The following is a 21,735-nucleotide window of genomic DNA, read 5'->3' as shown; positions in this document are numbered from 1 at the left end:
TCGGAAGATCCGATTTCCGGACGTCATGTTTCTGCGGCGTCTACGCGCGTAGGGAAACACGGGTTACGCTCATCCGCGTGAACGCTTCCGCAGAACCCGATCCCTACGCCGCGGCCGATGCCGCCGCTGCCCGCCTCCGCGAGCTGACCGGCGCCGACACGCACGACGTGGCCCTCGTCATGGGCTCGGGCTGGGTGCCCGCCGCCGACGAACTCGGCACCCACGACCACGAGGTACCGATCACCGATCTGCCCGGGTTCCCGGCGCCCGTGGTCGCCGGGCACTCCGGGCAGGTCCGCTCGGTACGGATCGGCGAGGTGCGCGCCCTCGTCTTCCTCGGCCGCACCCACCTGTACGAAGGGCGCGGCGTGGACAGCGTCGTGCACGGCGTCCGTACCGCGGTCGCGGCCGGCTGCAAGACGATCGTGCTCACCAACGGCTGCGGAGGGCTCCGCCCCGGGTACCGGCCAGGCCAGCCCGTCCTGATCAGCGACCACATCAACATGACGGCGACCTCCCCGCTGCGCGGGCCGCGCTTCGTCGATCTCACCGACCTCTACTCGCCGCGGCTGCGGGCGCTGTGCCAGGAGGTCGACCCCTCCCTCGAAGAGGGTGTCTACGTCCAGTTGCCCGGCCCGCACTACGAGACCCCCGCGGAGATCGGCATGGTCCGCGCGATAGGGGGTGACCTCGTGGGGATGTCCACCGCCCTGGAGGCGATCGCCGCGCGCGAGGCGGGGGCCGAGGTCCTCGGGATCTCCCTCGTCACCAACCTCGCGGCCGGGATGACCGGGGCGCCCCTCAACCACGAGGAGGTCCTCGAAGCCGGCCGGGTCTCCGCCGCCCGCATGGGCGCCCTCCTCCACCAGGTCCTGGGCCGACTCTGACCCACCCGAGCAAGAACCAAGCCGCCCGGCGATTGAGGGCAAAGAGGCGGACCGGCCCGAGCACGAGCGAGCCCGCCCGGCGATCGAGGGCAGACGAACGGACAAAGGAGGACCGACGTGCGGTTCGAGCCCACGCAGTGGATCGCTGAGGACCCCGACCCCGACACCCGGGCGGAACTCGAAGCCCTCGTACGGGCCGCGGACGGCGGGGACGAGGACGCCCGGGCGGACCTCGCGGACCGCTTCCGGGGCACCCTGGAGTTCGGCACCGCCGGGCTGCGCGGCGCGATGGGCGGCGGCCCGATGCGGATGAACCGCGCCGTGGTGATGCGCGCGGCGGCGGGCCTGGCCGCGTACGTACAGGACACCCGCCCGGCGGACCAGGGCCCCGGCCTCGTGGTGATCGGGTACGACGCCCGGCACAAGTCGGAACGCTTCGCGCGGGACACGGCCGCCGTGATGACCGGCGCGGGCCTGGCCGCGGCGGTGCTGCCACGCCCGCTGCCCACCCCCGTCCTGGCGTTCGCGATCCGCCACCTCGGCGCGGCCGCCGGGGTGATGGTGACCGCGAGCCACAACCCGCCGCAGGACAACGGCTACAAGGTCTACCTGGGCGACGGCTCGCAGATCGTGCCGCCCGCGGACGCGCAGATCGCCGAGCGGATCGCGGCGGTCGGCCCGCTGAAGACCGTGCCGACGCCCGAGGACGGCTGGACGGTGCTCGGCGAGGACGTCGTGGCGGCGTACCTGGACCGCGCGGTGGGCGTGGTCGCCCCGGACGGCCCGCGCGAGGTGTCGACGGTCTACACGCCGCTGCACGGTGTGGGCCTGCGGACGCTGCTCGCCGCGTTCGACCGGGCCGGGTTCCCCGCGCCCGCCGTGGTGCCGTCGCAGGCCGAACCCGACCCGGACTTCCCCACCGTGGCATTCCCGAACCCCGAGGAACCCGGTGCGATGGACCTCGCCTTCGAGACCGCCCGCGCGCACCGCCCCGACCTGGTGATCGCCAACGACCCCGACGCGGACCGCTGCGCCGTGGCCGTACCCGACCCGGCCGCCCCCGGCGGCTGGCGGATGCTGCGCGGCGACGAGCTGGGCGCGCTGCTCGCCGTCCACCTGGTCCGGCGCGGCGCCGCCGTCCCCGGCCGGGACACCTTCGCGGCGAGCATCGTCTCCTCCTCGCTGCTGTCGAAGATCGCCGCCCGCGCCGGCCTCGGCTACGCCGACACCCTCACCGGCTTCAAGTGGATCTCCCGCGTGCCGGGCCTGCGGTACGGCTACGAGGAAGCGCTCGGCTACTGCGTCGACCCGGCGGGGGTCCGTGACAAGGACGGCATCACCGCCGCGCTGCTCATCGCCGAACTCGCCGCCGACCTCAAGCGGGACTCCCGCACGCTCGGCGACCTGCTCGACGAACTCGCCCTCACCCACGGGCTGCACGCCACCGACCAGCTCTCGGCCCGGGTCGCCGACCTGTCGCTGATCGGCGCGGCCATGGAACGCCTGCGGGCGCACCCCCCGACCGAGCTGGCCGGCCTCGCCGTCACCGGGGTCGACGACCTCGCCGCCGGTTCCGCGGAGTTGCCGCCCACCGACGGCCTGCGCTACCGCCTGGCCGGGCCCGGGGTCGACGGCGCCCGTGTCGTGGTCCGGCCCAGCGGGACCGAGCCCAAGCTCAAGTGCTACCTCGAAGCGGTGGTGCCGGTGCCCGAGCCCTCGGCCCTGCCCCAGGCCCGCGCCGCCGCGGCCGAGTTGCTCGCCGCCCTCAAGCGCGACCTGGCGACCGCGGCCGGCATCTGAGCGCCGCGGTCGCCCTGCGTCAGGGCCTGGCGTCGGAACCTGGCGTCGGGCTCTCGCCTCAGCCGAAGCGGCCCTGGACGTAGTCCGAAGTGCGCCGGTCCTGGGGGTGGTTGAACATCGCGTCGGTGGGGCCGTGCTCCACCACCGCCCCGGGGGTGCCCTGTTCGGCGAGGAAGAACGCGCACTGGTGGGAAACCCGGGCGGCCTGCTGCATGTTGTGGGTGACGATCACGATCGTCACCTCGTCGGACAGCTCGCCGATGGTCTGCTCGATCCGCCGGGTGGAGGTCGGGTCGAGTGCGGAGCACGGCTCGTCCATCAGCAGCACCCGGGGGCGCACCGCCAACGCGCGGGCGATGCACAGGCGTTGCTGCTGCCCGCCGGACAGCGCGCCGCCCGGCTGCCGCAGCCGGTCGGCGACCTCGCGCCACAGCCCGGCCTTGGTCAGGCACTCCTCGACCAGGGCGTCCCGCGCGGAGCGGTCGGCCTTGACCCCGTTCATCCGCAGCCCGGCGAGCACGTTGTCGTAGATCGACATCGCGGGGAAGGGGTTGGGCTTCTGGAAGACCATGCCGATCTCGCGGCGGGCGTGCGTGATCCGGCGGCCCCGGTCGTAGATGTCCTGGCCGTCCAGCAGCACCTGGCCGGCCAGTGCGGCGGTGCCGACCAGTTCGTGCATCCGGTTGAGGATGCGCAGGAAGGTGGACTTGCCGCAGCCGGACGGGCCGATCAGCGCGGTGACGCGCTGCGCGGGCATGGTGAGCGAGACCTGGTCGAGGACCTTGTGGTCGCCGAACCAGGCGGACACGTCGCGGGCCTCCAGCGTGGCGGAGCGCGAACCCGCCCCGGACGGCGGCGGCGCGAGCACGGCCGCGCCGGCGAACGGCGCGCTGCCGGCGGCCGTCCCCGCAGGTCCCGCAGGTCCCGCCGCCGACGACGCGGGCGATACGGATGGCGCGGGCGACGCCGGTACGGGCGGCAGCGGAACGGTCTTGTCGGTGGCTGACATCGAGTGGCGATCCCCTCAGACGGAGCGATGTGCGGGCGGCGCGGACCGCGCCCGGCCCGGGCGGGTCACAGCAAGGCGGGTCACGACGGGGCGGGTCACAGCAGGTTGGGCAGCAGTTCGGTGGCCGCGCCCGACAGCGCGATGACCAGGGCGGTGAGCACCGGCACCCCGGTGATCCAGCTCTGCCAGCTGCCCCAGCGGCGGTGCGCCCAGCTCACCGCGACCGTGGCGAGCAGCAACGCCTGGAGCCACAGCAGGACCGGCAGCCACGCCGACGGGTCGCCGGACAGCGGCAGTTCGGCCGAGGAGACGGCGCCGCCGATCGCCGGTGCGGGCTGCGCGGTGCCGACCAGGTCGGCGTCGACCCGCAGCACCCCGTGCGGCGTGTAGAGCCCACCGGTCGCGGTGACCAGCGTCAACCGTCCACCGCCCGAGGTCAGTTGGGGCGGAGTGGGGTCGCCGGCCCGGCGTACGTCGGTCACTTTGTACCGCGCGTGGCCCTGGCCGGTGGTGACGGTGATCGGGTCGCCGGCGTGCAGCCGGGCGAGGTGGTTGAAGGGGCTGCCGTAGCCCCACTGCCGTCCCATGATCGTGCTGGTGCCGGCCTGGCCGGGCATGGGGGTGTTGCGCAGGTGGCCCGGCCCCGACATCAGCACGCCGGAGGTGGTGCCCTGGAAGACGACTTCGCGCAGGCCGATGGCGGGGATGTGCAGCACCGCGACCGGGGCGCCGTCGCGCACCTCCTTGCCGCGCGCGTCCTTCGGTCCCACCGGGGCGGTACCCAGGGCGAGTTCGGCACGCAGCCGGTCGTATCCGGTCTGCTGGGCGCGGGCGTGCTCGATGTGGCCGAGCACCGTGAGGTTCGCGGCGAAGCCGAGCAGCAGCGCGGCCAGGACGGTCAGCGCCGCGCCCGGGATCGCGAGCCACGGGTCCGGCCGGCCGCCGCCGCCCCTGCCGGACGGCGGCTCCGGCGCCGGCTCCGCCCGCGATCGCGACGGCGGGTACGGCGGCCCGGCCTGAGGCTGCGACGGTGAGACGACGGCCACGGGTGCGCTCCTTCGATGCGGATCGGGCGGTGGGGTGCGGTGGTTGGGAGGCGAGTGGGCGAGCGGGCGGCGCGCGGAAACTTCGTAGGACGGGCAGATCGCCATGCGGGCTAGGGCGCTTGGGGCCCCGACCCGCCGGGTCAGGCGTGCGGTGGTTGGAGAGTCACGCCGACGATCGACGGCGCGCGAGGACCTGTAGGGCGGGCTGATCGCCGTGCGGGCTAGGGCAGTTGGGGCCCCTCCCCGCCGGATCAAGGGTGCGGTGGTTGGAAGTTCACGCCGACGGTCGACGGCGCGCGGGGACCCGTAGCGCGGGCTGATCGCCGTGCCGGGTACGGCAAGTGGGGACCTGACCCGCCGGGTCGGCGCGGCTCGGACCGGGTCGCCCCGGATCGCGCCGCGCCGGCCCGGCTGCGTGGGTCAGTCCCTCGCGCTCGGGCCGAAGCTGAGCAACTTGCCGTTGCGGCGCACCCGGTGGACGGCGTAGCCGCCGCCCGCGGCGAGCACCAGGGCGAGCCCGGTCAGCGGGAGGACCCCGGTGGCGCCGGTGGCCGCGAGCGTTCCGCCGCCGCCGGAGGTGCCGCCGCTGGTACCACCGCTGTCGCCGGACCCGCCGCCGATGTCGCCACCGGAGTCCCCACCGGTGTCGCTGCCCGAAGCGCCGGACGTGTCACCGGAGGTGTCCCCGGAGGTGTCGCCGGCCGTGGCGCCCGAGGAGTCCCCGGAGGTGTCACCGGCCGTGCTGCCGGACGAGTCCCCCGAGGTGTCACCCGACGTGTCCCCCGCGGTCGTACCGCTGGTGCTCGCCGCCGCGCCGACGGTGAACGGGAAGTCCACCGCGATGCCGCTGGTGTGCCCGGTGAGCGTCAGCTTGTGACTGCCGTCGGCAACGGAACCCGGCAGCGTGTAGGCGAGGTTGTCGACGGCGCCGGCACTGTCGGCGGGCGCGGTGGCGGGCGTCGCCGCGGCACCGTCCAGCGTGAGGTCCACGCTCTCCCCCGAACTGCCGGACGGCGCCGGCAGGAACCCGGTGGCCGTCACCGCGATCTTCTGGCCGCCCTTCAGGTTCGGCGTGTCGCTCAGCGCGTTGCCGGTGTCGTCGAGCACCGTCACGTCGGGCTCGTCGACGATCGCGTAACTCACCGTCGTCGAGCTCTGCGTGTACTTCGTGTTGTCGTCCGGCACGAAGATCGCCCCGAGCGGCACCAGCGCCGGGTTGGCCAGCGCCGGGAGTTGCGCCGTCGCCGTGCCGTCGGCCACGGTGGCGGTCGCGATCTGGCTGGTGCCGTCCCGCAGGAACTGGACCCGCCCCGCCGCGTCGGCCGGCTGGACCTTCGCGGTGAGGGCGACCTTGTTGTTCACCTGGGCGTGGCCGACCGGGCTCTCGGTGAGGGTGACCGTGGTCTGCGTGGCCGGCGCGGTCTGCTTCACCGCCCAGTTCTGCCCGGTGATCTCGATGGCCATGGTGTACGTCCGCAGCGCCTGGTCGGTGGCCGGGGTGGCGAGACCGCACTCCACGGTGAGCGGGTAGGTGCCGTCGGCGACCGTCCGCAGCGCGGTGCTGATGGAGACGTAGGCGTCACCCGTGGGCGCGGTGGCCGGCAGGGTCACTTCCGCCGGCACGCTCGTGTACGGGGCGCCGTCCTTGACGACCAGCAGGGCCTTCGTCAGGCCGTCCGGCGTGATCAGCGAGACCCGCAGCGCGTCCTGGTAGGGCGCCGGGCAACCCGCCGACAGCGACAGCCCGGTGACGAAGGGCTTGTCGGTGACGGTGCCGCCGCTCGGTGTGAGGGTCACGGTGCCGTTGATGTCCGCGTGCGCGGCCCCCGATGTGGTGAACACCAGCGCTCCGGTGCCCAGGATCAGTGCGAGCACGCTCAGCACTGCGGCGTGCATTCTTCGTTTCATCTCTCCTCGTCCCCTCGGGGGTGCGGTCGGCGGTGCGGTGCCGCCGTGTCCACGGCGGCAGCCGGGCACCTGTGGGGTGCCCGGCCAGTGGTGCGGTTCGTGCGGGTCAGCCCGTCATGACCGCCACTTCGTGGTGAAGGTGAAGGTGACCGAGAGGTGGCTGGTCCTGCCCTGGAGGGTCAGCGTGTGGGTGCCGTCGGCGATCAGCCACGGCACCTGGAGGTCGTAGCCGCTCACCGAGCCGGCCGTGTCGGTGGTGACCGCGGGGAAGAGCGCGAGCGCGCCGCTGACGCGCAGGTCGACCTGCTCCTGCGCGGCGGGCAGGAAGCCCTGCGCGGAGACCTCGATGTGCCTGCCGGGCACCAGGCGCGGGGTGCCGCCGAGCGGGTCGCCGTCCGCGTCGGTGACCTGGATGCCGGGCGCCGAGGTGAAGGAGTACGAGAAGACCGCCACGTCCTGCGCGTAGCCGATCGGGTCGGACGGCACGAAGGTGGCGACGTAACGGCGTACCGCGGCGGTGGCGTTGGCCGGCGCGGTGACACGCGCGATGCCGTCCACCACCGGCACCGGATCGCCGATCGGGGTGGTGTTGTCGGTGGTGAACCGGACCGTGCCGCTCGCCTTCGGGCCGACGTGCGCGGTCAGCGTGAAGGGGCTGCCGGCCTGGACGTGGCCCGCCGGATCGCCGGACAGCCGCAGCGTGGTCTCGACCGGCGCGGGCAGGTCGTCGACGGCGAAGGTGCTGCCGGTGATCCGGACGAAGCCGGTGGCCGACGGCCGGTCGGGGAAGTCCGCGTGGTCGGCGTTGCCGCACACCACGTGGATCGGGTAGACGCCGTCGGCCACGGGCACGTGCACGGTCTGGAAGGCGGAGGCGATCGACCGCACCAGGACGCCGGGGCCCGACTGCGCGGGCGGCCGGGTGGTGACGGCGTCGCCGCTGTACGGGGCGCCGTCGGTGAGGTTGGCCGCGAGCGCGGATTCGCGGCCGTCGGGCACCACGAGGTACACGGCGAGGTTGTCCTGGTAGCCGGCCGGGCAGGCCCGGGCGACCGAGACGGAACTGAACGGCGAGCTGTCGGTGAGGCTGTCACCGCGGGCGGTGAGGGTGACCTTCGGCCCGGCCGTCGCGGCCCGGGTCGCGGTCCGCGCGCTCGCGGTGCCGCTCGTGGTGAGCGCGGCGCCGGCGCCCAGGAGCACGGTCAGCGCGCCGACCAGCGCGCCGTACAGTCTTCGGTTCATCGGTGGTCTTCTCCCTGGAGGTCCGGGGGGTGGCCGGGCACCCGCGAACGGGTGCCCGGCCCCGGCGGTGGTACGACGGGTCAGGTCAGAGGATCAGCGCGCCGGTCACGCTGGTGCTGCCGCAGTCGGTGAGGGTGCCGAAGCCGTACTCCTGGATGACGTCGGTGCTGGCGCAGACATCGGAGTTCGGGCCGACGAAGGCCTGCGCGATGTCCGGCTCGGTCAGCCGGGAGGTCTGGAACACGTTGTAGACGTCGCGGTGGATCGGGAACGAGGTGTTCAACTTGCTGCTGACGACGGGGGCGACGTTGTCGATCGAGCGCAGTTGCGCGCCGTGGATGCGGTTGCGCACCCCGGTCACCGCGCTGTTGCTCTGCGCGATGTACTGGGCGATGGAGAACGGGGCGATGTCCTCGGCGCCGTCGGCGGCGACGGTGCGCTTCAGCGAGCTGCCGTCGTGCTCCTCGACCGAGACACCGTCCTTGTCGGTGTCCTTGACGCAGGAGGGCAGGGTGGTGGCGTTGAAGCCGAGGGTGGCCGCCCAGAACTTCCGGGTGCCGGAGCCGGCCTGCGGCACCAGCGGGTGGACGGTCACACCGCCGATCACGGGGAACTGACCGGCCGCCAGCGGGTTGCCGGTCGCCGGGTCCTGGCAGTTGTAGGCGCGGGTGAGCTGCTGCGTGGTGAAGTTCGCCGGCAGGGTGCTGGTGCCGGAGACCGCCACGGTGACCGCGTCCAGGGCGAACGGAACCCAGGTGCCGCTGATGCCGTCGGAGGCGGGGTGGCTGGGCGCGCTGGAGGAACGCGCGAAGTCGAAGTTGTTGGTGCCGGCGGTGATGTCGGCGGCGAGGCCGTTGACGCCCTCGCCGGAGCCGTTCGGCCGCTGCACCGGGGAGTGTCCGGCCCGGGTGGTGATATTGCCGTGCACCGCGCCGGTGGCGGGGTCGACCGCGTCGTAGGAGGCGATCAACAGCGACGCCGGGTCGAGATCCGGGTCCTGGACCTCGTTGGCCAGACCGTTGAGCACGTCCTGCGTGGTGTCGGAACCGACGCCGACGAGCTCACGGAAGTTGCTGCCGGTGACAGGGTCGCTGCCCGGGTCGGCCTGCGCGGTGGGCATGGCCAGTCCGAAGCTCAGTGCGGCGACGCCCGCGGCGATCGCCGCCCGCTTGGCGAGTTTCACGTTCACTTGCTTCCTCCGTATGAGGCGGATGGAATTTCAGGTGTGACGTGCCGGGAACCACGCAATTCCCCGTTCCCTGGGCAGTGCGCTATTCCCTGGAACATCCGGCCGGGCCGGACACCGAATACTCTGCCCACTTCATCTCCGCGCGGCAACCAAATCAAAAGCCCCGGTAAAGTGAACAGAAGGGCGGCAGAAGTAATCTCGATTTTCCTTCCACGGGGCGCGCAGGTCCCGCGGCGGGCGGCGCGCGTTCCCGCCGGCGGACGGCGGCCCGCTCACGCCGTGCTCCGCCGGAAGCGCGCCGGTATCAGGGAGCGGCCCGCGCCGCGTAGGCCGCCCGCGCGCATCAGCAGCGGTCCGCCGAGCGAGGCGGCGATGCCCGCGATCAGCACGATCAGCAGCACCCAGCGCACCGCGCCGAGCACCGCGCCCGGGGTGATGCCGGTCTTGGCCACGGGTGTGCCGTTCGAGGGACCGCCGGAGCCGTTCTTCAGCGCGGCCGGGGACGCGGACTGCGAGGACGAGGGCGTGGCGCCCGCGGTGCCGCCCGCCGTCGCGCCGGCCGTACCGGTGCCGCCGCCCGGTCCGCCGCCGGACCCGCCCGAGAGCCCCGAACCGCCGCCGGACGCGCCGTCGGAACCACCGCCTGAGCCGCCGGACGAGGAGGGCACCACACCGGTGACCAGCTCGGACGCGGCGGTGAGCGTCTGGTCGCGCAGTGCGGCCGGCAGCGGCGCGTAGCCGGGCGGGAGCAGGCCGGGACCGATGCCGGTGGTCTGTCCGGGGCCGGCGACGTACCGCAGCATGGTGGCGTAGTCCTTGCGCGCGGCGGCGTCCTGGCCGAGCGAGGCGGCCGCGTAGGTGACCGTGGCCAGCGGGTAGGCGCCCGGCGTCTTCAGCCCCGGGTCCGCGTCCAGCACACCCTTGGTGGAACCGGCCTTCCAGCCCGCCACCGCCTTGGTCAGGGCGTCGGTGGTCGGGGAGACCCACTGGCCGGCGGGGTTGAGCAGTTCGGCCACGCCGAGCCGGTAGCGGGAGGCGGTGGCCGCGTCGGTCACACCGAAGGAGAAGAACTTCCCCGGCAGGGACATACCGGTCTGGAGCTTCGGCGGCTGGGCGGTGAGGTCCGCGCCCGTCGCGCCGGGCTGCGCCGCGGACAGCACCCTGGTCGCGTCGCCGTGCAGGTCGGCGTTGTACGGATTGGTCGCGGTGCTGTCGATCAGCAGGTTCGGGTACTGGGCGGACGGCGTGTACGACGTCGGATCGGGCCTCGGGTAGTCCGCGATGGCGGACGTGGCCGGTTTCAGCGAGAGGAAATAGGGATTGATCGTCATTCCCCAGGGGTCCGGCTTTCCCGCCAGGAAACTCTTCGCGTCCGGGTCGGAACGCAGCCAGCGCCATAGTTCCGCGGTGAAGTCGCCGGAGCTCTGCGGGAGCGCGATACCCTCGATCTGGCTGGAACCCGGGTCGTTCCCGAGATCCGGATTGAGTTTCAGGAACTCCGGGTCCTTGGAAAGACCCTCCGCGTTTTGCGCCGACAGTTTTCCGCGCGGAATGTCCGGCCCCGGCACGTCCCACTGGTAGGAAAGGGTCAGCATCTTGGCGACCAGCCGGGCATCCAGCCGGATTCTCGGCACCATCTTGGTCGACCCCGCGACCTCGACGTTGTAGCTGATCACCAGGCCGGAGACCGCCACCGGCGCGTACACGATCGCCGGGCCGTCCGGCGGCGGCGAGATCGGCGACTCCATGAAGGCCAGTCCCGCCGAGCCGTCGCTCGGGTGGGCGATCTGGCCGCGGCCGACATCGTCGCTCTGCAACTCGTAGCCGAAGGTGATCTTGTCCTCGGTGCACATCGTCGGCTGCCACGAGGTGATCGCCTCGTCGGCCAGCTCGGACCCGGTGGTCATCCGCTCCTTCTGCCCGATCGGGCAGTAGGCGCCGACCGGTGCGAAGTCCAGCCGGAAGACGATCCGCTGGGCCCAGTTCGTCGCCGACAGGGGCGAGGTGACCAGGCCGCCGTCGCCGAGGTCAGGGGTGGAGCCGTCGGGCTCGTGGGTGCCGCGGGGAACCACCACCAGCCAGCACGGCTCGGGCGGCACGCCGTCCTTGAGCACCTGCCCGCAGCCGAGGTAGTCCGTGTCCGTCAGGCTGAAGACGACCGAGCCGGTGCCGTCGGCCCCGGTGGGCGCGTAGTCCTGCTCGTTGCTGGTCAACGTGCTGAAGTACGTGTTCATGTTGGTGGTGGCGGCGCCCTTCACCGGCTGGAAGGGCAGGGTCTGCTGCCCGCTGGTGTACGTCGTCTCCTGCGGGTCGTACCGCCCGGTGCCGACCGTGAAGCCGACCTCGCGCCTGGCCGTCTGGGACGGGCCGATGCCGCCGGACGGCGTCCCCATCTCGCACTGCTCGCGGGTGGGTCCGTCCGGCGAGTCACCCCAGCACTGCATGATCTGGAGGAAGTTGTAGCCGTACCTGCTGGAGTCGGCCATGGCGGTCGGGGCGCCGCCGGTCCAGTTGACCTTCAGGCCCTGGCCGCGCAGTTCCCTGGTCTGCTCGACGGTCACCTTCAGAGAGGTGAAGTCGTCCCACGTGCCCTTGGTACCGGACTTCGTCACGGCGGACCCGCTGCCGGTGTCGTCCGCGTGCGCCGTGCCGGCCGCCGGCAGCGGCAGCAGCACCAGGCCGACGGCGGCGAGCAGGGCGCACCCCAGCCCGCCGAGGCGTACGAACAGCCCCCGGTTCGCCCGGGGTCGGGTGTCGCGCGCGGTCATTTGCGCCCTCCCGCTCTGGCGGTGAGCCGGCGGGCGACGGCCGGCGGGGCGATCACGACGAGGAGCAGCAGCAGCGCGGACAGGCCCATCAGCCAGGTCCGCAGGCCCCAGAACGAGTCGGCGCCCACCGGCACGGTCGATGCGGCGATGTCCTGGCCGCCGTCGCCGGAGCCGCCGGCGTCGCCGATCGCCTGGCCGGTGTCGGGGTCGACGCCGCCGGAGGTGCCGCCGGCCGTGGTGGTCGCGGTGCCCCCGCCCGAGGTGCCGCCCGCCGGGCCCGCCCCCGCGGTGCTTCCCGAGGCGGTGCCCGAACTACTGCCGGTGCCACCGCTGTTCGCGCCGCCGCCCGAGCCGGAGCCGGCCGTGGAGTTGCCGCCCGACGCGGACGACTTCACCGGCGTCCTGGTCTTGCTCGCACCGCCGGTGCCGTCGGAGCACTGCGTCGGCCCGGCCTTGTCGCAGGACTTGGGGAACGGCGCGTTCCTCGCCAGGGTGTTGGTGCCGTTGGTGGAGAAGGTCGGGTTGTCGCAGCCCTTGAGGTTGATGTTCTGGACCTCGACCCCGGGAATCCGTCTGAGCTGGTCGAAGCCGGCCTGCACCAGGTTGATCGGCAGCGGCGAGAAGCCCAGCGGCTCGGCCTGCCGCTGGCCCTCGCACAGGAAGTAGTAGCCGAACGCGCCCAGCGTCCTGCCCTTGTCGGTGGTGAGGCCGTCCTCCACCTTCGTCGGCAGGATCATGTAGCTGTAGCTGGACAGCGGATACGTGCGCGCGTCCTTGTAGTGGTAGACGTTGTCGAGGATCTGCGTCAGGTACTGCGACGAGCTCTTGTTGTCGTTGATCTGCGCCTGGGTCAGCGCGACCGCGACGTTGGAGGCGGTCGGCTCGGTGTAGTACCCGTCCGCGTTCTCGATCTTGGCGACCGGGAAGCCGGTGGTCACCGCGTAGGAGTACTCGACGTAGGTGATGGCGCCGTCGGCGTAGTTCTGCCGGGTGTAGCCGGAGACCCCGAGCGACCCGGACTGCGAGATGAAGCCGGAGCCGGGGACCGTCGGGAAGTACGACGTCAGGCCGCAGGGCACCGGCTTGTCGACGCGCCGGCAGTAGTCGTTCCAGACGGCGCCGTGCTCCTTGGACATCCACAGCGTGAACTGGGCGGTGGTGCCGGAGCCGTCGGAGCGGACCACGGGGATGATCTTGCGGCTGGGCAGGGTCAGGCCGGGGTTGTCGGCGGCGATCTGCCGGTCCGACCAGTTGGTGATCTTCCCGGTGAAGATCTTGCTGACGGTGTCGCCGCTCAGCCGCAGGTTGGTGACCCGCTTCCCGCCGATCTGCAGGTTGTACATGAACGCGGTGCCGCCGGCCACGATCGGCATGTAGGCGTAGCCGCGGGTCGGCGGGGCCTCGCGGACCCCGAACTCGGTCATCCCGTACGGGATCTCGGACACCCCGAAGTCGACGGTGCCGTTGCGGAACTGCTGGCGCCCGTCGGAGGAGCCGGTGCCGGCGTAGTCGATGGTCATGCCGTACTGCGTGACGTTGCGGCGCCACTGGTCGATGGCGTTCTGGCTCCAGGTGGAGCCCGCGCCGCTGATCCGCGCGTAGGTGGCCGCCGAGGCGGTCGGGCCCTGTCCGAGGACCAGCAGCGAGCAGATCAGCAGCGCGAGAGCCGCTGCCGCCGCCCGAATCCTTCTCACGATCCGTCAACTCCCTGTGCGGTGCCCTGGTCGGGGTGTTCCTGGTCCTGATCGGTGGTGGCTGGTGTGTCGGGGGGACGTGGGGTGTCCGGGCCGCCGGGTTCGCCCGGGCCGCCGGGCGCGGCTGGAACGGTCGGCACGGAGGAGGCGCCAGGTGCCGTGGAGGCGCCGGGTTCACCCGGGCCGCCGGGTTCACCCGGGTCGCCCGGGGCGGCGCGAACGGCAGGCGTGGCGGAGCCGGCCCGCGCGGTCCGCCACAGCGCCTCGGTCCGTACCTCGCCCGCTTCCGCCCGTCCGCCCGCGCTCCGCGCCGCCCGCCGGGCGAACCGCTCCTGGTCGCGCCGGGACGCGACCACCCGCCGGTGGGTGCCGCGCCGGGTCAACTCGCCCGGTCCGCGCCCGCCGACGACCCGGGCCGCCACGAACAGCGCGAGCACCAGCACCACCAGCACCGACGCGGTGCCGAAGCCGCGGGCGATCATCGCCGGCTGGGGCGACTGCACGAACTCGAAGGCGGCCAGCGGCAGCGACACCATCGGGTTGTGGAACGGCTGGTAGTTGGTGACCGCGGTGAACCCCGCGGTGAGCAGCACCGGGGACGTCTCGCCGACGCCGCGGGCGGTGCCCAGGATCACCGCGGTGGTCAGCCCGGACCGGGCCGTCGGCAGCACCACGTGCCACACCGTGCGCCAGCGCGGCGCCCCCAGCGCGTACGACGCCTCCCGCAGGGTGCCCGGCACCAGCCGGATCACCACATCGGACGCCCGGATGATGATCGGCAGCATCATCACCGAGATCGCCAGCGCCGCCGCGAAGCCGGACTTGTCCAGGCCGACCGCCAGGATGGCGGTGGCGTAGACGAACAGGCCGGCCACGATGGACGGCAGCGCGGTCATCGCCTCGACCACGGTCCGCACGAAGCGCGCGTATCGGCCGGGCACCTCGTTGAGGAACACCGCGCACAGCAGGCCGGCCGGCACGGTGAGCACCAGGCCGATGGCGATCTGGATCAGCGTGCCGACGATCGCGTGCCGGATACCGCCGACGCTCAGCGGGTCCAGCGGCCCGGCCTCGCGCATGTCCTGGGTGAAGAAGTTCAGGTGCGGCAGCGCCTCGCGGCCGGACCACAGCGTGTAGACGAGCACGAAGCCCAGCGCGACCAGCAGGAGGACGGCCAGGCTGTGCACGATCGCCGACGCGATCCGGTCGCGCACCGTGGGACCGTCCTCGTCGTACGACACCAGCAGCGCGTACAGCGCGAGGAACAGCGCGTACGCGCACACCACGAAGCCGAGGCCGCCGCTGAACGGCGCGAGGCGGGTGAAGAACAGCCAGGTCAGGGCGAGCGACGCGGCCGCGGCACCGACCGCGGAGAACACGTCGGTCCGGCGCACCGTGCTGGTGGAGCGGCGCCGTTCGGCGGCCGGACCGGCCGGGCCCGGCAGGGTGGTGGTGGCCGCGGGCGGCGCGGCGAGGTCCGGCAGCAGGGCGCCGGGCGGGCCGGGCGCCGCCTCGGTGGCGGCGTTGGTGATGTCCGTGGTCATGCGGATTGCCTCTCCTGACGGCGCCGGTCGTTCGGCTTGCTCGCGTGCCGGGCGGCGCGGCCGGCCGGGCGGGCCGGACCGCGCGGCCAGCTACTCGGCGGTGGCACCGGAACGGCTGCGGGCGACGATCGAGGACGCGGCGAAGTTGACCACCAGCGTCATGAGGAACAGCGCGAGCCCCGCGGCCATCAGCGCGGACATCCCGAACGGGCTCGCCTCGCCGTACCGCAGCGCGATCAGTGACGACACCGAACTGGTGCCGCTCTGCAGGATGTGCGGCTGGATCGCGAACACCGGGGAGATCACCAGGTAGACGCCGATCGTCTCGCCCAGCGCGCGGCCGAGGCCGAGCATGGTGCCGCCGATCATGCCGCCGGTGCCGAACGGCAGGACCACCGAGCGGATCATCCCCCAGCGGGTGGCGCCCAGCGCGTACGCGCCCTCGCGCTCGCCGACCGGGGCCTGCGAGAAGACCTCGCGGATCACCGAGCAGATGATCGGCGTCACCATCATCGCCACCACGATCCCCGCGATGAACGTGGACGCGGTGTAGACGGTGGCGGTGGCCAGCGGGTCGTGCGGGTCGGCGCCGTCGACCTTGAACAGCGGGAACCAGCCGAGGTACGTCGACAGCCACCGGGACAGGCCGATCACCTTGCCCTGAAGGAAGAACAGCCCCCACAGTCCGTAGACCACCGACGGCACCGCCGCCATCAGGTCGACCACGCTGACCAGGGTGCGGCGCAGCCGGGCCGGCGCGTACTCGGCGATGTACAGCGCGGTGCCGATCGCCAGCGGCACCGAGATCACCACGGCCACCGCGGCGATCAGCACGGTGCCGGTGAGCACCGCGGCGATCCCGAAGTGGCCGGCGTCCGGGTCCCACGCGGCGGTGGTCAGGAAGCTGAAGCCGGCCCGGCGCAGTGCCTGCCAGGCCCGGTACAGCAGGAAGCCGCCGACGAGCAGCATCACCGCGAGCACCAGCCCGCCGCCGCCGCGGGCGACGCCCCGGAACAGCCGGTCGGGCAGGCCGGAGTCGGCGTGCAGCCGGCGGGCCCGGTCCTCGGCGCCGTCCGGCCCGGCCGGTCGAGCCTGCGTTCGTATCGTCACCGCACGAACGCTCACGGTGTGCCATGGCCGGGCCCGCACGGATGTGTGAACGACAGCACCCGTAGGGGCAACTTCCGTTCACCCGCGTTCAACCCCGGCCGGCCGCCGCCCCGCCCCGCCGGGCGGCTCAGTGCACGTCGCCCCACGGCACGGACTCGACGGCGCCTAGGCCGACCAGCAGCACCCGGAACCGGTCGTACGCGGCCTGGCAGGTGGAGTGGCGCTCGTACGCCCGCGCGGACACCGCCCGCAGGTGCCCGTCAGGGTCCCTTAATCGCCAGACCCAGCCGCTGGACTCCGCCGCGTGCTGCACGCTGCCGGTGAGCAGCGCGGCCTGCTCGCACAGCGCCTCGAACGCCGCCCGGCACGCCCGGTCGTCCGGATGGCTGGTGGCGCCGTGCGCGATCACCCGCCCGTTGCTGGCGGTCAGCCGCCACGCGTACCGACCGTCCTCGTCGATGTCGATCCGGCACCGGGTTCCGATGCCACCGACCCCGAATTCCCGGCTGTCGCCGGTCATCGCCCCACCCGCCCCTGTCGGCTCCCCCCGCCCCTGCACCTCACGCGCGGCACGGGCCGCACGCAGCACCGCGCACGGCACCGGCAATGTATTTGCGAAAGGTTGACTCAGTGGGGCTTCACAGGATCACCGCGGGATACTTCACCGCGAAGTTGCCCCTCGTTCACGGACCGTAAGGACCGCACGGTAGGGGCTTTCCGGCCGGGGGCGCCTCGCCTTCCCGGGGCGGCCGGACGTCAGCCGATGACGGCGAGGACGATCAGCACGACCGCGCCGGCCACCGAGGGCGCGATGATCTCGTAGCACCAGCGGATCACCGGGTTCGGGCGCTCGTCGTCCTTCACGGGGTGCCGGTCGGCCAGCTCGCGCAGCTCGTTCACCGCGCGGTCGGAGGGCGCGCGGAAGGTGCCGTCGGCGCCGGGCTGGCCGGGGTGGCGGCGCGGCATCACACCGACCGACTCACGGGGGTCGCCGGACTGCGCCCGGGCGGTCTGCCGGGCGGCACTCTTGCGGGCCCGCACCGACACCGGGATCGCCCACATCTGGAACTTGCGGCCGCCGGCCAGCAGCTCGGTCGAGTACGCCGAGCGGATGCTGTCCACGCCGGACCACGGGACCGTGATGGTACGGAACGGGTTGCGCACCCGGACCCGGTCGTCGTTCGCGTAGACCACCGGGCGGAGGCTGAACGCGATGATCAGCGGCACCGCGCAGAGCAGGGCGGCCAGCGCCAGCCACGGGGTGTGGCCGGTGCCGCGCGCGACCGCGTCGCCGCCGAGCCAGCCGGCGAGTACGAGGAGCAGCACACCGCCGACGACTCCGGCGACGGACCGGTAGGCCCGGTCGGCGTACTTCGGCTGCCCGTCTCCGGCGGTGGCCGTCCCCGAGCGGTCGTTCTTGGGACTCGTCATAAGTTCCGATTCTGCCTGATCCCCCCACCCCCCGTGTGAACCGAGCGAGCCTGACCCCCCGGACTGCCCCGTTCTGTCGGCTCAGGGACCACCTCTGAGTGGTGGGCGGATGGGGGTACCGCCCAGGCGAAGCGCTGGGGGAGCGCAGTTCCCCGCGCCCCTTTGGGGTGGTTGCTCACCGCGTCCACAGTCGAGCAGGGTCGTGGCCGGTCGCGCAGTTCCCCGCGCCCCTGGGTAGTGCGGCTTCCCACGTGCTTGCCCCGGGGGACCCGCGGCATTGCCAGGGGCGCTGGGCACCACCCAGGCGAAGCCCTGGGGAGGAACTGCGCGACCGGCCACCCACCGGCGAAAGGTCCGGCACACCACAGCACCACGCACCCTCCGCGGCATCCCACTCACCCCGCAGAAGATCCGCATTCCCGCAGCACCACCCACAACAGCCGGACCCCCCACCACCCCACCGAAGACCCGCAATCCCGCAACACCACCCACAACAGCCCGACCCCCACCACCCCACCGAAGACCCGCAATCCCGCAACACCACCCACAACAGCCCGACCCCCACCACCCCACCGAAGGTCCGGCATACGGCCGGCACGGTCAGGGACCTTCGGTCCCGCCCGGCCGCCCGCAGGGACTGGCGGGGAGGTTACGCGCGTAGATATGGTGATGTGGTGACCATGTCCTCCGAAGTTCTCCCGCCCCCTTCAGACCTGCACGGCGTGACCTCCTCCCCCCAGGCCCTGCGCAGCTACCTGCACGGCCTGCCCGGCGTGGACGCCGTCGGCCTGGAAGCGCGGGCGGCAGCCCTGGGTACGCGTTCGATCAAGACGACCGCGAAGGCGTACGCGATCGACCTGGCGATCTCGATGATCGACCTGACCACCCTGGAAGGCGCGGACACCGCCGGAAAGGTCCGCGCCCTGTGCGCGAAGGGCGTGCGGCCCGACCCGACCGACCGCACCGCCCCGCGGGTCGCGGCGATCTGCGTCTACGGCGACATGGTCGGCGTCGCGAAGGACGCGCTGGCCGCGGCGGGCGGCCCGGAGGTGCACGTGGCCGCCGTGGCCACCGCCTTCCCCTCCGGCCGCGCCGCGCGCAGCGTGAAGCTCGCCGACACCGCGGAGGCGGTCGCCGCGGGCGCGGACGAGATCGACATGGTGATCGACCGCGGCGCGTTCCTGTCCGGCCGCTACCTGGACGTGTTCGAGGAGATCCAGGCGGTGAAGGCGGCCTGCGTCCGCGCCGACGGCACCCGTGCCCACCTGAAGGTGATCTTCGAGAACGGCGAGCTGTCCACGTACGACAACATCCGCCGCTGCTCCTGGCTGGCGATGCTGGCGGGCGCGGACTTCATCAAGACCTCCACCGGCAAGGTCGGGGTGAACGCCACTCCGCCGAACACCCTGGTGATGCTGGAGGCGGTCCGCGACTTCCGCCGGGCCACCGGCGTCCAGGTCGGGGTGAAGCCGGCCGGCGGCATCCGTACCGCGAAGGACGCGGTGAAGTACCTGGTGATGGTGAACGAGACCCTCGGCGACGACTGGCTGTCGCCGGAGTGGTTCCGGTTCGGCGCCTCCAGCCTCCTCAACGACCTGCTGATGCAGCGGCAGAAGCTCAGCACCGGCCGGTACTCCGGTCCCGACTACGTCACGGTGGACTGATCCCTCATGGCACACCAGAAGTTCGCGTACGCGCCCGCGCCGGAGTCCCGCGCGGTCGTCGACCTCGCGCCCTCGTACGGGCTGTTCATCGACGGCGAGTTCGCCGAGGCCGCCGACGGCCGGGTCTTCAAGTCGGTCTCGCCCTCCACCGAGGAGGTGCTCGCCGAGGTCGCGCACGCCGGCGAGGCCGACGTCGACCGGGCGGTGCGGGCCGCGCGCAAGGCGTTCGGCACGTGGTCGGCGCTGCCGGGCGCCGAGCGCGGCAAGTACCTGTTCCGGATCGCCCGCATCCTCCAGGAGCGCTCGCGGGAACTGGCGGTGCTGGAGTCGCTGGACAACGGCAAGCCGATCCGCGAGACCCGCGACGTGGACCTGCCGCTGGTCGCCGCGCACTTCTTCTACTACGCGGGGTGGGCGGACAAGCTGGCGTACGCCGGCTGCGGCCCCGACCCGCGGCCGCTGGGCGTGGCCGGGCAGGTCATCCCGTGGAACTTCCCGCTGCTGATGCTCGCCTGGAAGGTCGCGCCGGCGCTGGCCGCGGGCAACACCGTGGTGCTCAAGCCCGCCGAGACCACCCCGCTGAGCGCGCTGTTCTTCGCGGACGTGTGCCGCCAGGCCGGCCTGCCGCGCGGGGTCGTCAACATCCTCACCGGATACGGCGACGCGGGCGCGGCGCTGGTCGCCCACGAGGGCGTGGACAAGGTGGCCTTCACCGGGTCGACGGAGGTCGGCAAGGCGATCGCGCGTACGGTCGCGGGCAGCCGGAAGAAGGTCACCCTGGAGCTGGGCGGCAAGGCGGCGAACATCGTCTTCGACGACGCCCCGGTCGACCAGGCCGTCGAGGGCATCGTCAACGGGATCTTCTTCAACCAGGGCCATGTCTGCTGCGCCGGGTCGCGGCTGCTGGTCCAGGAGTCGGTGCAGGAGGAGGTGCTGGACGCGCTGAAGCGGCGGATGAGCACCCTGCGGGTCGGCGACCCGCTGGACAAGAACACCGACATCGGGGCGATCAACTCCGCGGAGCAGCTCGCCCGGATCACCGCGCTCGCCGAGGCGGGCGAGGCGGAGGGCGCGCAGCGGTGGGCGCCGCGGTGCGAACTGCCCGAGTCCGGTTACTGGTTCGCGCCGACCCTGTTCACCGGGGTGACCCAGGCGCACCGGATCGCCCGGGAGGAGATCTTCGGCCCGGTGCTGTCGGTGCTGACCTTCCGCACGCCCGCCGAGGCCGTGGAGAAGGCGAACAACACCCCGTACGGGCTGTCCGCGGGGATCTGGACCGAGAAGGGCTCGCGCATCCTGTCGATGGCGAGCAAGCTGCGGGCGGGGGTGGTGTGGGCGAACACGTTCAACAAGTTCGACCCGACCTCGCCGTTCGGCGGTTACAAGGAGTCCGGCTACGGCCGGGAGGGCGGCCGGCACGGCCTGGCGGCGTATCTCGCCGAGCCGGGCGAGTCGACGAGCGGGCGTGGCGAGGAAGAAGGGGAGCTCGACCGATGACGGTGTCCGAGCGTTCTGAAGGCGCGGCGCGGCTGAGCGTCTTCAAGACCTACAAGCTGTACGTCGGGGGCAAGTTCCCCCGCTCCGAGAGCGGCCGGGTGTACGAGGTGACGGACTCCAAGGGTGGCCGGGGCGGCGGGGCGTGGCTGGCGAACGCGCCGCTCGCCTCCCGCAAGGACGCGCGGGACGCGGTGGTCGCCGCGCGCAAGGCGGTCGCGGGCTGGTCGGGCGCGACCGCGTACAACCGCGGGCAGGTGCTGTACCGCGTCGCGGAGATGCTGGAGGGGCGGCGGGAGCAGTACGTCCGCGAGGTCGCCGACGCCGAGGGGCTGTCCAAGGCGAAGGCGGCGGCCGTGGTGGACGCGGCGGTGGACCGCTGGGTCTGGTACGCGGGCTGGACGGACAAGATCGCTCAGGTGGTAGGGGGTGCCAACCCGGTTGCCGGTCCTTACTTCAACCTGTCCACACCCGAGCCGACGGGCGTGGTCGCCGTGCTGGCCCCCCAGGACTCCTCGCTGCTCGGGCTGGTCTCGGTGCTCGCCCCGGTGATCGCCACCGGCAACACCGCGGTCGTGGTCGCCGCCGAGCACGCGCCCCTGCCGGCGCTCTCCCTCGGCGAGGTCCTCGCGACCTCCGACGTCCCCGCGGGTGTCGTCAACATCCTCTCCGGCCGCACCGCCGAGATCGCCGCGCCCCTCGCGGCCCACCAGGACGTCAACGCGATCGACCTCACCGGCGCGTCCCCCCAACTCGCCGCCGAACTCGAGGCCGCCGCGGCCGACAACCTCAAACGCGTCCGCCGCCCTTCCCCGACCGAGAACTGGCTCACCGACCCGGGCACCTCCCGCCTGACCGCCTGGCTGGAGACCAAAACGGTCTGGCACCCCATGGGGGTGTGACACCTCAGGTCCCCGCGCCCGCGGGTCCCTTCGGGCTCGGCAGGACG

The 21,735-nt window shown here is 72.9% G+C and carries 16 protein-coding genes; 5 read left to right on the top strand and 11 right to left on the bottom strand.

Features of this window, described 5'->3' with window-relative positions; all coding sequences use genetic code 11:
* The first annotated feature begins 77 nt into the window (after positions 1–77).
* Together ACIPAE_RS22575 and ACIPAE_RS22570 are read left to right on the top strand one after the other, a co-directional pair.
* Positions 78–887: a purine-nucleoside phosphorylase gene (locus ACIPAE_RS22575; RefSeq protein ID WP_328468437.1), complete on the top strand. Its 810-nt coding sequence runs from the start codon at positions 78–80 to the stop codon at positions 885–887.
* A gap of 117 nt (positions 888–1,004) precedes the next feature.
* Positions 1,005–2,687, top strand: a complete 1,683-nt coding sequence (locus tag ACIPAE_RS22570) for a phospho-sugar mutase (RefSeq protein ID WP_402447452.1) — start codon at positions 1,005–1,007, stop codon at positions 2,685–2,687.
* 58 nt (positions 2,688–2,745) lie between these two features.
* Here ACIPAE_RS22570 and ACIPAE_RS22565 read toward each other — a convergent pair whose 3' ends face one another.
* From ACIPAE_RS22565 to ACIPAE_RS22515, 11 genes are all read right to left on the bottom strand, one after another.
* Positions 2,746–3,696 (bottom strand): phosphate ABC transporter ATP-binding protein, encoded by a 951-nt coding sequence (locus tag ACIPAE_RS22565; protein WP_402447450.1) that lies wholly within the window; start codon positions 3,694–3,696, stop codon positions 2,746–2,748.
* 95 nt (positions 3,697–3,791) lie between these two features.
* Complete coding sequence (locus tag ACIPAE_RS22560; protein WP_402447448.1) at positions 3,792–4,742, bottom strand: sortase; 951 nt, start codon at positions 4,740–4,742, stop codon at positions 3,792–3,794.
* A gap of 420 nt (positions 4,743–5,162) precedes the next feature.
* Entirely contained in the window at positions 5,163–6,650 is a 1,488-nt protein-coding gene (locus tag ACIPAE_RS22555; RefSeq protein WP_402447446.1) for a hypothetical protein, read from the bottom strand.
* Between the two features lie 114 nt (positions 6,651–6,764).
* Positions 6,765–7,892: a hypothetical protein gene (locus ACIPAE_RS22550; RefSeq protein ID WP_402447445.1), complete on the bottom strand. Its 1,128-nt coding sequence runs from the start codon at positions 7,890–7,892 to the stop codon at positions 6,765–6,767.
* Positions 7,893–7,977: 85 nt separating this feature from the next.
* The gene (locus ACIPAE_RS22545) at positions 7,978–9,081 is read right to left on the bottom strand and encodes a substrate-binding domain-containing protein (RefSeq protein WP_329365514.1); all 1,104 of its coding nucleotides are present in this window, start codon (positions 9,079–9,081) and stop codon (positions 7,978–7,980) included.
* Between the two features lie 272 nt (positions 9,082–9,353).
* Positions 9,354–11,849: a hypothetical protein gene (locus tag ACIPAE_RS22540; protein WP_402447443.1), complete on the bottom strand. Its 2,496-nt coding sequence runs from the start codon at positions 11,847–11,849 to the stop codon at positions 9,354–9,356.
* Entirely contained in the window at positions 11,846–13,543 is a 1,698-nt protein-coding gene (locus ACIPAE_RS22535) for a phosphate ABC transporter substrate-binding protein PstS (protein WP_366413822.1), read from the bottom strand. Before ACIPAE_RS22535 ends, ACIPAE_RS22540 begins: the two co-directional genes overlap by 4 nt.
* On the bottom strand, positions 13,540–15,087 hold the full coding sequence (gene pstA / locus ACIPAE_RS22530; protein ID WP_402447440.1) for a phosphate ABC transporter permease PstA: 1,548 nt from the start codon (positions 15,085–15,087) through the stop codon (positions 13,540–13,542). Before pstA ends, ACIPAE_RS22535 begins: the two co-directional genes overlap by 4 nt.
* 90 nt (positions 15,088–15,177) lie before the next feature.
* Positions 15,178–16,197 (bottom strand): phosphate ABC transporter permease subunit PstC, encoded by a 1,020-nt coding sequence (gene pstC, locus ACIPAE_RS22525; protein WP_329365518.1) that lies wholly within the window; start codon positions 16,195–16,197, stop codon positions 15,178–15,180.
* A gap of 127 nt (positions 16,198–16,324) precedes the next feature.
* Positions 16,325–16,717 carry a DUF1508 domain-containing protein gene (locus ACIPAE_RS22520; protein ID WP_402447438.1) on the bottom strand — a complete coding sequence of 131 codons (393 nt, stop codon included), beginning with the start codon at positions 16,715–16,717 and terminating at the stop codon, positions 16,325–16,327.
* A gap of 236 nt (positions 16,718–16,953) precedes the next feature.
* A complete protein-coding gene (locus ACIPAE_RS22515) occupies positions 16,954–17,628 on the bottom strand; it encodes a PH domain-containing protein (protein WP_329365522.1) in 675 nt (224 codons plus the stop codon).
* Positions 17,629–18,308: 680 nt separating this feature from the next.
* On the opposite strand from ACIPAE_RS22515, the gene deoC reads away from it, so the two are divergent.
* From deoC to ACIPAE_RS22500, 3 genes are read left to right on the top strand one after another with little or no spacing between them, the layout of a single operon-like run.
* The gene (gene deoC, locus ACIPAE_RS22510) at positions 18,309–19,292 is read left to right on the top strand and encodes a deoxyribose-phosphate aldolase (RefSeq protein WP_328468411.1); all 984 of its coding nucleotides are present in this window, start codon (positions 18,309–18,311) and stop codon (positions 19,290–19,292) included.
* A gap of 6 nt (positions 19,293–19,298) precedes the next feature.
* Complete coding sequence (locus tag ACIPAE_RS22505; protein ID WP_329365524.1) at positions 19,299–20,789, top strand: aldehyde dehydrogenase family protein; 1,491 nt, start codon at positions 19,299–19,301, stop codon at positions 20,787–20,789.
* Positions 20,786–21,688 (top strand): aldehyde dehydrogenase family protein, encoded by a 903-nt coding sequence (locus ACIPAE_RS22500; RefSeq protein ID WP_402447437.1) that lies wholly within the window; start codon positions 20,786–20,788, stop codon positions 21,686–21,688. Before ACIPAE_RS22505 ends, ACIPAE_RS22500 begins: the two co-directional genes overlap by 4 nt.
* The last annotated feature ends 47 nt before the right edge of the window (positions 21,689–21,735 follow it).

The sequence above is a fragment of the Streptomyces sp. NPDC087270 genome (assembly GCF_044744625.1).
Classification (GTDB): domain Bacteria; phylum Actinomycetota; class Actinomycetes; order Streptomycetales; family Streptomycetaceae; genus Actinacidiphila.
This window is presented reverse-complemented; position numbering and strand designations above follow the sequence as displayed.